This is a genomic window from Gordonia sp. J1A (assembly GCF_055393515.1).
In genome coordinates, this window is record NZ_AP041607.1 from 2,200,984 (window position 1) to 2,212,767 (window position 11,784).

Here is an 11,784-nt window from a genome sequence, read left to right on the forward strand (position 1 = left end):
CTCTAGTGTAGGCCGATCCCCCTGCTGCAGCCAAATCAGTTCAGCGCCGGGACCTGGGGAAACCTCGCCTGCGAGTGCTCACCGTGCCGGCCGTCCGCCTTCGGCGGGCTCCGGTGGAAAGTCGATCCTGCGGGCGGAACCGTCCTCGGCGACGGCGATCGTGGCGTACCGGTCTCGCCGCTCGGGCAGGAGCCGCACCGTGACCTGCGCGCCGGCGCGCGCCCCCGTCAGCACCCCGACGGCGGCCTGCCGGACGTCGTGCAGCACGGTGCTGTCGAGGACCGGGGCTGCCTTCCGGTCGTCCAGCAGCAGCACGCGGACGCCGCGTGCTCGCGCCTGCCACGCGGCCTCGGCCAGTTCGGGGACATCGAGCCCCGGAGCCCGGATGCGGTCGCGCAAGCCGGCCTCCACGAGCAGACACATCGCCACTTCCCGGTCGGTCAGCGGTTCACCCGAGGCGATGCGCTCGAGCAGCGGCCGCACCCCGTCCTGCAGCTGTCGGATGCGGTCGCCGCGGACCGCCAGGGGCTCCCCGTCCGCCCCGCCCCGTTCCCCCAGGCCCCGTTCTCGCAGGCCCCGTTCTCGCAGCCTGCGCATGGCACTGATCTGCCGGACGCGTGGCCGGATGATCATCGCGAAGAAGGTGGCCGCTGCCAGTATCCCGATGTTCCCGGGCACCGCGATCTGCGCCGCCGTCACGAAGTCGATGTCGCGAGCCTGGGCCGCCACGGCCGTGGCGAGCACGCCCAGGAGTCCGCCCGCCCACGCGATCGCGATCTGCCCGCGCACCGCGAGGACCAGCGACGTCAATGCCACGGCGCCGCCGAGTGACAAGACTGCCGCACGGTCGCTCACCTCGGCCGCCCAGACGGACAGCCCGGACGCGGCCACGCCGGACGCCGCCACGGCGACCGCGTGCCACGGCCGCATCGGGTCGGACGGCGAGCGCAGTCCGGCGACCCAGCCGGCGCCCAGGATCACGAACCCGCCGACATACGCGGCCGGCGCCCGCACGTCGCCGCTGGCCAGACCGAGTGCGGCGAACGCCGTCCAAGCACAGGCCACCACCAGCGCCGCGCCCCGGCTCCGCAGACCGAGCACGGTCGCGACGTCGGCACTCCCCTGCTGGGCGGCGCGGTCTGCCGCAACCCGATCCGGCGCGGTCATCCGACGCTCACCGCCGCCGGTGACCAGCGCAGACGGACAGTGCAGCCCTGTCCCGGCCTGCTGACGACGACGGCCTCTCCACCGCGGAGCGCGCCGACGCGATGGCGGATGCTCAGCGCCAGCCCGAGGCGGTCCGCCGACACCGATTCGGGATCGAAGCCCACCCCGTCGTCGGTCACCACGATCTGGATCAGGTCGGGCCCGATTCCGATGAACACCGCCGTCGCAGCCGCGGCGCCGGCGTGGACGACGCTGTTACGCACGGCCTCGGCGGCTGCCTCGGCCAACGCCGAGATCACCGTGTCGGGACAGGCGATCGCGTGGTCGTCGATCTCGACCGTCACCGGCAGATCGCCGTCGATCCGCGCGATCACCGCCCGCAGCCGGGCCACCGCCTCCCTGGCGCCCACGTCGTCGGGCGTTCCCGCTTCATCGGCCAGCCGGTCCAGCGCCTCGAGTGCACCGGCGGCCTGGTCGGCCACTCGTGGGTCGTCCCGGTCGGCCGCCACCGCCACGAAGGTCGAGAGCACATAGTCGTGAATGAGGGCGTCGACCCGCGCCGCCTCCACCTCTGCCACTCCCTGAGCGACTGCCGATTCGGCTTTCGATCGGGACTCGTCGAGTTCCGCGCCGAGCCGCAGCACCCGATGGGCCAACAGAACACACACCGACGTGAACACGATCCCGAAGAGCGCCTCCTCCACCGCCGACCACACATCGGCGCCGGTGACGTACCAGACCGCGACCATCGCACCCAGAAGCTTGGCGACGGCCAGCAGTGCGATCGCCTCGCGGACCGGCCGCACCAGGACCGCTGCCATGCCCACCAGGCCGGCGAAGTCGAGGATCCAGAACGCCGGGCTCTGTGTCTCGGCGCGGCACAGCGCCAGCCACAGCACCGCCGCGGCGAACAGGCCGATCGCGCACGAGAGTGCAAGGGCCGCGATGCCGCGATGCCAGGCTCTCACCAGCGAGGCCGCCAACAGTGCGAAGCCCGGGCCGAAGGCGAGCAGGGCGGCGGCCACCGGGTACCACTGCGGCAGCCGTCCATCGGCTTCAGACGCCATCTGCGGCAGCGCGATCACCGCGTAGATGAGATAGCCGATTCCGACGAACCTGGCCAGGGAGGTTCGGACGCGGTCACGCTGAGGGTCGCCGCCGAGAACCGTTCCCATCGAATGTCGCCGCCCGCCGTCCGGAGATCCGGACAGCGGGCGGCGACTTCTGATGAAAGTCCGGGTCACCACTCCTCTAGTGTCGTATACCCGTCCTGCAATGCGCGAGCGAGAAGGTGCGCTTTCGTCGGTGCCGGGCGGCCGACGGCCGCGTACTTGGCACGAATCCGCGAAATATGCGTGCTCACGGTCGACTGAGAGATGAAGAGTTTGTTCGCGGCGTCCTCTTTCGACTCCGCCGCCATCCACGCGAGGAGCACTTCGACCTCACGTGTCGACAGTGCGGGTCGCGACGGAGGTGCGACGACCAGATGCGGCAGTACTGCTGCATCGACCACCGGCGCCGTCATGCGGGGCACCCGCCCATCGTTGATTCCGACCTCGAGTTCGGCAACGCTCACAGGCGATCCTCCTGTCAAATCCCCGACCGGCTGTGGTTGGCACCTGAACAGGAATCGCCCAGGCTCACAATCAACGTTACGAACGGCGTCGCCGCCCCGGTAGACCCAGAAATAGGGACATCTTCGGGCGTTCCGCGCGCTGTGACGCACGGCATGTGAGCAGCGGAGAAGGCCCCTCAGGAGTCCCGGAGCGGCATCGGGAGCCAGCCGTCTTCGACCGCACGTTTGAACAGGTCGAGTTTGGTGCGCGTGGGACGGCCCGCATCGGCGTACTTCTGCCGGATCCGCTTCAGGTACTCGTTGACCGTGTCCGGGGTGACACCCAACTCCTGTCCGACGCTGACCGACGTCCCGCCGGACGCATACAGCGTCAGCACTCGTTGCAGCTGCGGACTCAGGTCGACGGCATCGAGGTTCGGGTCACCGTCGATGGCGGCCGCCCACTCGGTGGTCAGCACTTCCTCGCCGCCGGCCGCGGCGCGGATCGCGGCGAGGATCTCCTCCTCGGAGGCGGACTTGAGAACCACCGCGAGCGTCCCCGCGCGGGCAGCCGAGCGCAGCAGGTCCGGATGCTCACCGGAGGTGTAGACGACCGTCACGATGCCGTGATCGGCGAGCGTGCTGACGTTCTCCCGCGGGGTGGTTCCGTCATTGAGACGCAGGTCGAGGATCACGACGTCGAGATCCGTCGCCTTGTCCAGGAGCTCGGCCACGGTGGGTGCGGAGCCGACGAGTTCGAGGTCGTCCTGACGCTCCAGAATCCTTTCGATCCCCCATACCGGCGACTGGTGGTCGTCGACCATCCCGACGCGAACGATCCCGGACTCGGGCGTCCGCGGACCGCCGTCGTCGTCCATGTGCTTCGTCATCTCCCCATCCCCTGTCCGATACGAACATCTCGGACGTCTTCAAAGTATCGAACGCCTCCGACAAGATCTCGGTGTTCCTTCGTTCGGGGGACCAAAGTCCGTGACATGCGCCATCTCCTTCACCAGGGAACTCACCCGCAACGCCAGACTCACGACGTAGCGTGAGACAGATGACTGACATGCGAGTTCACGACGTTCTGGGCGTCGACGTCGAGATGCCCGTACGGATCCGGTCGGCACGCTGCTTCGTCGCCGGGTTCACCGCCGACACCGAAGCCGTGCGCGCCGCCGTCCGCCGCCGCGGCGACCTGGACCTGGCACCGTTGCAGGTGCGCCGCGGACGAGCACTGTGCATGCTCGTCTTCGTCGACTACCGGGACGGCGACCTCGGGCCGTACAACGAGTTCGGCGTCTGCTTCCTCATGCAGCCGCCCGGGCGGCAGGCCTCGGCGCTGTCCGCGATGCGATCCCTGGCGTCGGCCGACGCCCATGCGTTGATCCACGATCTGCCGGTGGACGGCGAGTTCACTCTGGCGGCCGGCCGCGGGATCTGGGGCTTCCCGAAGATCCTCGCCGATTTCGAGGTCGACCACGACTCGGCGGTGAAGCACGGACGCGTCAGCCAGGACGGCAGGCTCATCGCCGACCTCACCGTGAGCCGTTGCGTCCCGGTTCCCGACAGCGCGCGCGACACCGTTCTGCAGGCGTATTCGCAACTCGACGGCGTCGCGCGCCGGACCCCGTGGCGTCTGACCTCCACCTCGGGAACCAGGACCCGACTGGGTGGCGCGCGCCTGACGCTGGGCGACCACCCGATCGCGGACGAACTGCGGCGCCTGGATCTGTCCCGGCGCGCGCTGATGGCGTCGTCGGTGGCCGACCTGTCGATGACCTTCGACGATGCGACCGTGCTCACCCCGGCACCCTGACGGCGACATCTGCTGTTAGGCTTGCCTAAATAATCCCGTCTGACCACTAGGAGAGCCATGACCGCCATCCGAAACCTCCGTCGCCCCGCCGCCGCGCTCGCGGCCGTCGCCGCCACCACCGCACTGCTGGCGGCATGCTCGAACTCCGACGACGACACCGCGAGCACCGCCTCCGCTTCGCAGTCGGCGAGCGTCGAATCGAGCGCCATGGCCGGTGTCGAAGGCCTCGACAACGCCAAGGCACAGGAGATCATCCGGACCGCGGTCGACGGCAACACCTCGATCGACGACCTCTCCAAGGTCGTCGACACCTCGACTCCCGGGTCGGCCGAGGCGCTCAACGCCTTCGCCAAGGCCTCCGGTCCGGCCGGCTACACCCCCGACGCCTACACCGTGAAGTCGGTCAAGGCCGACGGTGAGAACAAGGCGGTGGCCGTGACCGCCGTCAAGTCGCCGCACGCTCCGGAACCGGTCGACATCCAGCTCGCGATGGTGAAGCAGGACGGACAGTGGAAGCTGGCCGGCGCCTCGGTCACCACGCTGACCTCGATGATGCCCAAGCACTGACCGGGGATCTCGACTCAGTCTCCGCACCGGCGGCGCTCCTCAGTCCGAGGATGCGCCGCCGGTGTCGTCTCTCCAGGCCAGTTCACCGGCGGTCGAGACCGCGCACACGCGCCGCCGCGTGCGGGTGCCGTCGGATTCGCCGATGGACGCCACCACGTCCCGGCCGGCAGGAAGCAGACGGGCGGTCACCCCGCCCCGCCGCGCCCGGGTGAGCACCGCGACGAGTTCGGCGTGGAGGGGGCCGTCGGCGACCCCGCCCCGCGCGTCGACCCGCCGGTCGTCGAACAGCCTGACATCGACACCGCGCTCCCGCGCCGCCGCCGCGGCGTCCCGCACGGGCTGCGACATCCAGCCGCGGCCGCGGACCTCATCCCTCAGCTCGGCCTCCACCAGTCGCGCCCGCATCACCTCGCCGGGCGAGAACCCGTCACCGACGGAGAGTCGTTCCAGAAAGGGCCGGACCTCCTCGTTGAGGGCGTCGAGCTGCGCGCGCCGCTGAATCAGCGTCGCCTCGTGCGCAGCGCTCGCTTGGACGGCCGCGACCTCGCGGCGGTCGAGCACGCGGGCGAACGCCAGCAGCGGCCGGACGTAGAGCATCATCAGCGAGGCCGGCACCATCGCCGCGAGCATGCGCAGCGCCACCGGGACCGCCGTGCCCGGACGCCAGCCCCACGCCGCCACCGCCACGCACGACAGTCCGATCACCAGCACGAACCCCAACCACGCCCACCTCGCCCGGCCGCGCACGATCAGCAGACACATCGCGACCGCGTACGCGATCATCGGCGCGCTGGGGCGCACCCAGTTGGCCGGTCCCACCGGAATCGACCACCACACCACCGCGCCCGAGGCCGCGCCGAGACAGACCACGACGATCGCCGCCGGCCGCGACAGCGGGTCGTCCACACCGCAGGTCGCCAGACACAACGATGCGGCCAGACCGATCGATCCGACGACCATCGCAGTGAGCTGTGCGAAGCTGAGGTCGAGCCGTGGCAGGAACAGTTCCACCACCACGTACGCGACCATCACCGCTCCCACGGCCACCCGCAGTCCGGGGCGGCCGAGACCGAGCATCTCCGCCATGGTCTCCGGTCCCCGGCCGGGCCGCGCGTCGCCGGACGGGTGCGGGGCGCGGCGGACCGTCGCGGTCACGGCCTGCGCCATTCCAGCGACACCATCGTTCCGTCGGACGCCGAGGAATCGATCCAGGCGCCGCCGCCGGGCTGTTCGCGCATGCGGCGGAGGATTCCGAGTTCGATGCCCGCACGGTCGGGCGGCACGCGGTCCGGATCGAAGCCGACGCCGTCGTCGACGATCCGGAGACGGATGAGGTGTGCGTCGAAGACACCGACGAGTGCGCGCGAGGATCCCGGCCCGGCATGGGTGACCGCGTTGGCGACCGCTTCGGCGGCCGCGTCGACGAGTGACTCGACGAGCACGTGCGGGTACTCGATCTCCGGATCGTCGACCCGGAGGTCGATCATCGTGTCGTCGCCGATCGCGTTCACCGCCTCTCGCAGCCGGAGGACCGACTCGCGAGCCGAGACGTGCAGGGGCGGCCGGTAGAGGGCCGAACGGCCGTCGAGGTCGGCGAGCGCCGTGGCCGCCTCCCTCCTCGTCTCGGCGTCGGCCGGGTTCTCCGACACCAGTCTGAGCATCGCGACCACTCCGTCGCGCACCACCGCGTCGAGCCGCTCTCGCTCAGCCGTCCGGGCGGCTCGACTCGCGGCATTCGCACTCGCCGCCAGGATTCGGTCCCGGCGCGCATCGGTCTCGCGCAGCGCACGCATCATCGAGTACTCCACCGTGAGGAACACACCGACCAGTGTGGCGGTCAGCAACGAGTTCGCATAGCCGATGGTGCCGAGTTGCCCCTGCTTCACGTACTGCTGCGCGGTCGCGAGCAGGATCAGCACGAATGCCGTGTACGTCACCGTCACCCGGGGCCGGTACACCGTCGCCATCACCACGGCGGGCAGGACCACGGTGTTGGCGGGCCAGATCGGCGGCGACCCGTACGTCGACGGCGCCGCACCGCCTTTCCACGCGACGAGCCACAGCACCACGGCGGCCGCATTGGCGACGCCGAGGAGCAGGGAGAGCGGACCTACGCGGCGCCCGTTCCCGAACGACGCGTCCAGGAGCAGGGCCGTCGCCGATCCGCCGACGAGCGAGATGCTGACCGGGAGCCACCACACCTCCACCAGGACCACCACCTGGTCGTAGTACGCGAGCATCAGGGTCGGCACGAGCAGCGATGTGATCGCCATGCAGACCGCGGCGCCGCGCCGCATCCGGAGTTCGTTCACGACTCCACCACCCGGGTGCGTCCGCCGCTGAACTCGACCCGCCGCCGAGTGCCGCCGTGCGCCACCGTCACCGATGCCACCGGGCAGCGGCCGGGCGGCGCCACGCGGGCCACCACCTCGCCTTCGGATAATGCGTCGAGTTCGGCGCACAGGACCGTCGAGACCTGCGCCAGGATCACTGCGGCTTCGTCGACGGTCACCTCGCTCAGGCCGCCGTCGTCGAGCAGGGTCACCGACACGCCGCGGTCTCTCGCGCGCCACACCGCCCTGCGGACCTCGGAGGTGTCGAATGACGGCGCTCGGATGCCATCGCGCAGGAGGGCCTCGATCAGCCGTGCGGTCCGGACGTCGGCTCCGGTGACCTGATCGGCGTCGAGCACGTTCTCCAGCAGCGGACGCACCCTCCCGTCGATCCGCGCGATCCGCTCCTCACGTGCCAGCAGCGCAGCCTTCCCCGCGCCCTCCTCGTCGGAGGCGCGCTCGTGTCTGGCGGCCAGCGCGTCGAGTTCCCGGAACAGCGGCGACAGCATCGCCGTGGCCGCCGTGGCTGCGGCGAGGAGCACCGCCGTCGTGGTCTGGACGGTGCTCCACCAGTGGGTCGCGCCGGTGACCGCGCCGAGCACCAGACCGAGGGCGATGCCGCTCAGTGCACCCACCCAGGCGATCACGGCCCGGCTGCGGAACACCAGCAGTGTCTCCAGCACGAAGGCCGTGACGAACATCGGCAGGTATGCGTGGGCGTCGGTGACACCGTCGGCCGCGACGGCCACCCACACCACCGCCTGCGCCACCAGCGTCAGACCGATGGCCACCAGTGCCGGGCTACGGCCGAATCGCCCCGGGGGCGGAGAGAGCGTCACCGCGAAAGCCGCGGTGTAGAGCGCCAGCCCGCAGCCGGCGCCGACCCAGTACGCAAAGCCCCGCGGTTCCACCGCACCGCGGACCGCCATCAGAATGCCCAGCGCAACGAGGTATCCGGCCAACACCACCACCATCGGTGCACGACGCACCGCAGGTTCGGTGATCGTTCTTCTGGGCTCCACAGCGGCGCTCACCGGTCAGCGCCCGGATCGGCCCAGCCGAGTTCCACTCGGGTTCCGGCGCCCGGAGCACTGACCACCCGGCTGGTGCCGCCGTCGAGCTGGCGCATCCGTTCCAGAATCCCGAGGGCCACCCCGATGCGGTGCGCAGGAATCGCCTCCGGGTCGAATCCGACTCCGTCGTCCACGACCACCGCGCTGATCCGGTCGGGCCCCACGCCGCAGAGCACGGCGCCGGACGCCTCGGGGCCGGCGTGCCGATGGAAGTTGCGTACCGCTTCCCCGACCGCTTCGATCACGGTGTCGGCCGCCGCGGCCGGGAACTCGGTGCCCGGCGGAGCGGAGACCACGGCTTCCACCTCGACCCCGGAACCGAGATCGTCGACGGACAGACGCAGTCGCTGCAGGAACTCGGTCGCCCGGATCCGCTCCGCGCCCGGCTCCACCTCGGTCGACCAGTTCGCGAGTTCGTCGAGCACACCCGAGATGTTCTGCCGAAAGCCCACGGACAGCGGCCCGGGTCGCAGAGCCGTCAGGAGCGCGATGAGGCGGTCGTGCACCATCGCGTCGATCCGGCGCCGTTCGGCGTCGCGGACGTTGCTCCGCAGCAGTGCCACGGCTCGCGCGGCCGCCTCCTGCCGCTGTTCGTCGAACCGGTGCGCTGCGCTCATCACCGCCCAGCAGATGCCCAGATAGATTCCGGCGAGGGCCAGAACCCACAGTCCCGCGGCGAGGTCCACCCAGGCCACGCCTCCCGAGGCGATCGAGGCGACGAGAAGGCTGAGCCCGCCGGCGACCACGAGGTTCGCGACCGCGAAGCCGAGCCTGCCGCACAACACCAGCAGGCAGCTCGCGATCTGGGGGATGAAGACGATGCCGTGATCGAACCCGTTCGCCGGAACCTGGCCCACGTGCCCGTCCCACCCGGCGAACCAGGCGGCGATCAGCGCGAGGAAGGCGAGGGCACAGCCGACGGCCACCGGTTCGAGCCGATCGATCCGGCGGGTGACCCCGACGGCGACGACGGCGAGCGCGGAAGCCAGGACGACGGCGATGCCCAGCCACCGCCACCAGTGGCCGGTGAGCGCGAAGTAGCGGTCGAGATCGCCGGGCGCGAGGAAGAAGATACCGAGATAGGTGAAGCCGAATACGGTGGTGCCGGTCGCCTGCATCCGCGCCGACACCGACGGCACCGATCGACTAGCCGGCATCGCTCCCTCTCCCGACCCGGCGAGACCGCGGTTTCCCCAAGCGTGAAACGTCGCCCGAACGGGCCGGTCAGGCGTTCTTCTGGTCTGCTTCCATCGCGTCGATCAGACTCTGCGGGCGCAAGTCGGTCCAGTTCTTCTCCACGTACTCCAGGCACGCTTCTCGACTGTCCTCGCCGAACACCTTGGTCCAGCCGGCCGGGATGTCCGCGAACGTCGGCCACAGCGAATGCTGGTTCTCCGCGTTCACCAGAACGTAGAACCGGCCGTCTTCATCGTCGAACGGGTTGGTCATCACTCATTCCTTCCGGCCGCCGCAGTCCGGTGCGGCGGCCCACACAGCAGAGCCCGGCGGGCCTCATCCTCCGGCCAGTCAACCGGTCACACCTGACGATAATCGCAGCCCGGCGGCCGATTCCGCAAAAACATGCCGGGCGCGCGCTGCGATGTGCTTTGTTAAACAATTGCAACTTTGGCCACAGAGGCCCCGCAGCACCGCGCTCACCTGCAAAAACAGCGGCAAACCGGACCGCCTGCACATACGTTCGGACCGATCGCGAGCAGTTCTGGGAACTAACCCCTATCGCGGACCGTTGTCAGCAGGACATACTCATTCAAACGCACGACCACAGCGGCAGCTAGAGAAGTACAGGTGATCACCATGAGTAGCGATCTGCTCGAACGCATCGAAGACCGCAGCATCACGATGCCGCGGCTCGTCGCCGTCCGCCTCGCGGGCAAGCCGGTCACCTATGCCGAACTCGCGGACGAGATCGCTTGCCGCCTCGAGGCCGGCGGTTACTCCGACCACTCGGCGAACGCCGCGCTGTTCGCCGCGCTCATGAACCTTCTCCCCTATCGCCTCCGCACCGTCGGGCCCCATGAGGACCTTCGCATCGTCTCTTCGGCCATCCGCTGGCTCAACGCGTACCACGGCACGGGCGTTGAAGAGCGGCGCCTTCAATCTGTCAGCTGAACGGACTATCGGCCGACCCCGATCATTCTGTTACAGCTTCCGATCCACATCGCGAGTGTTGAGTCTGCGATATAGATCACACACGACTTGGGGCGGGTAGCGTGTCCGATTCGACGGATCTGATCGCAGATTCATCTGAAACGCCGACACACCCAGATGTGTCCGCCGACAAACTCCGAACTGTCCGCATTGGGCGGTAGGGTTCGGCTTTGTGACTCACCCAACTCTCTCCGTCATGGTTCCGGCGCTCAACGAGGAGGATTCGATCGCGCAGACGCTGACCCGTCTCTGCGAACAGATCGAGGACCTCAACGAGATCATCGTGGTCGACAACGGTTCGACCGACCGCACCGCCGAGATCGTCAGCGAGTGCAGCGCGCGGGAGCCGCGGATCCGTCTGGTCAGCGAGACCCGCCCCGGACTGATATTCGCGCGCAACGCCGGATTCGAGGCCTCGACGAGTGAACTGACGGCGCGCCTGGACGCCGACACGGTTCCGCACCCCGGCTGGGCCCGCTCCATCCGGGAGTTCGTCGCCGACATGCCCGACGACGTGGTGCTCGCCACCGACCCCCTCACCCCGTTCGACTCTCCGTTCAAGAAGACCTTCGAGAAGTCGAATCAGCGGCTCATCGCGCGGGTGCGGGCCAAGTCCGACGACCCGCGCGGAATCGTCGGTCTGCACATGGCCACCGGCGGCAACAGCGTTCTGCGCACCGCGGTGTGGCCCACGATCCGGGACGCCGTCTCCGACCGCCCGGACGTGTACGAGGACTTGGATCTGTCGCTGTGCTGCCGGGAGGCCGGCTACCGGATCGCCTTCATCGTCGGCATGGCCGCCGACAGCTCGGCGCGCCGTTTCCGCAGCAGCCCGCGTTCGTACGGCCGGTACATGCGGCAGTTGCCGGAGACCTACCGCATCCACGGGCTGCACGGCGAAGCCCGCAAGAGCCGCCTGCAGGTGCTGAACAACCGGGTCCTGCACCTGTTCACCTGGCTGCCGACCCGCGCGTACGACGCGAAGACCGGGACGATGTCGTTCCGCCGGATCTTCCGAAGCGACGACCCGAGCGACACCGCCCGCGTCTGAATCCGAGCGGCGCCGCCGGGGATCGGGTCACGATCCCCGGCGGACTCGTC

Annotated in this window: 13 protein-coding genes; 4 read left to right on the plus strand and 9 right to left on the minus strand. The window is 69.6% G+C overall.

All coding sequences use genetic code 11. The features are described 5' to 3' along the window. Positions 1-78: 78 nt before the first annotated feature. The 4 genes from ACZ5QD_RS10435 to ACZ5QD_RS10450 form a co-directional block, all read right to left on the minus strand. Positions 79-1,167, minus strand: a complete 1,089-nt coding sequence (locus ACZ5QD_RS10435; RefSeq protein ID WP_006895621.1) for a hypothetical protein — start codon at positions 1,165-1,167, stop codon at positions 79-81. Then, positions 1,164-2,342: a sensor histidine kinase gene (locus tag ACZ5QD_RS10440; protein ID WP_006895622.1), complete on the minus strand. Its 1,179-nt coding sequence runs from the start codon at positions 2,340-2,342 to the stop codon at positions 1,164-1,166. The genes ACZ5QD_RS10435 and ACZ5QD_RS10440 overlap by 4 nt, the downstream gene beginning before the upstream one ends. A 65-nt stretch (positions 2,343-2,407) precedes the next feature. Further along, positions 2,408-2,692, minus strand: coding sequence for a LuxR C-terminal-related transcriptional regulator (locus ACZ5QD_RS10445; protein WP_085950743.1), 285 nt, complete (start codon positions 2,690-2,692; stop codon positions 2,408-2,410). 227 nt (positions 2,693-2,919) lie between these two features. Further along, positions 2,920-3,612 carry a response regulator gene (locus tag ACZ5QD_RS10450; RefSeq protein ID WP_372452498.1) on the minus strand — a complete coding sequence of 231 codons (693 nt, stop codon included), beginning with the start codon at positions 3,610-3,612 and terminating at the stop codon, positions 2,920-2,922. A gap of 170 nt (positions 3,613-3,782) precedes the next feature. Between ACZ5QD_RS10450 and ACZ5QD_RS10455 the strand changes: the two genes are divergently transcribed. Continuing rightward, positions 3,783-4,541, plus strand: coding sequence for an acetoacetate decarboxylase family protein (locus ACZ5QD_RS10455; protein WP_464366721.1), 759 nt, complete (start codon positions 3,783-3,785; stop codon positions 4,539-4,541). A gap of 57 nt (positions 4,542-4,598) precedes the next feature. Then, positions 4,599-5,108, plus strand: a complete 510-nt coding sequence (locus ACZ5QD_RS10460; RefSeq protein ID WP_082084086.1) for a hypothetical protein — start codon at positions 4,599-4,601, stop codon at positions 5,106-5,108. Positions 5,109-5,147: 39 nt separating this feature from the next. Here ACZ5QD_RS10460 and ACZ5QD_RS10465 read toward each other — a convergent pair whose 3' ends face one another. From ACZ5QD_RS10465 to ACZ5QD_RS10485, 5 genes are all read right to left on the minus strand, one after another. Beyond that, complete coding sequence (locus ACZ5QD_RS10465) at positions 5,148-6,275, minus strand: hypothetical protein (protein WP_006895627.1); 1,128 nt, start codon at positions 6,273-6,275, stop codon at positions 5,148-5,150. Then, positions 6,260-7,420, minus strand: a complete 1,161-nt coding sequence (locus ACZ5QD_RS10470; RefSeq protein WP_433821623.1) for an ATP-binding protein — start codon at positions 7,418-7,420, stop codon at positions 6,260-6,262. The genes ACZ5QD_RS10465 and ACZ5QD_RS10470 overlap by 16 nt, the downstream gene beginning before the upstream one ends. Further along, positions 7,417-8,430 carry a hypothetical protein gene (locus ACZ5QD_RS10475; protein ID WP_308128707.1) on the minus strand — a complete coding sequence of 338 codons (1,014 nt, stop codon included), beginning with the start codon at positions 8,428-8,430 and terminating at the stop codon, positions 7,417-7,419. Before ACZ5QD_RS10475 ends, ACZ5QD_RS10470 begins: the two co-directional genes overlap by 4 nt. Positions 8,431-8,471: 41 nt before the next feature. Further along, the gene (locus ACZ5QD_RS10480; protein ID WP_045540000.1) at positions 8,472-9,671 is read right to left on the minus strand and encodes a sensor histidine kinase; all 1,200 of its coding nucleotides are present in this window, start codon (positions 9,669-9,671) and stop codon (positions 8,472-8,474) included. A 67-nt stretch (positions 9,672-9,738) separates the two neighbouring features. Further along, positions 9,739-9,963, minus strand: coding sequence for an MbtH family protein (locus ACZ5QD_RS10485; RefSeq protein WP_006895631.1), 225 nt, complete (start codon positions 9,961-9,963; stop codon positions 9,739-9,741). A 357-nt stretch (positions 9,964-10,320) separates the two neighbouring features. Here ACZ5QD_RS10485 and ACZ5QD_RS10490 point away from each other — a divergent pair, with 357 nt between their 5' ends. Further along, positions 10,321-10,644, plus strand: a complete 324-nt coding sequence (locus ACZ5QD_RS10490; RefSeq protein WP_006895632.1) for a hypothetical protein — start codon at positions 10,321-10,323, stop codon at positions 10,642-10,644. 211 nt (positions 10,645-10,855) lie between these two features. Continuing rightward, positions 10,856-11,734 (plus strand): glycosyltransferase family 2 protein, encoded by an 879-nt coding sequence (locus ACZ5QD_RS10495; RefSeq protein WP_464366722.1) that lies wholly within the window; start codon positions 10,856-10,858, stop codon positions 11,732-11,734. Positions 11,735-11,784 lie beyond the last annotated feature (50 nt).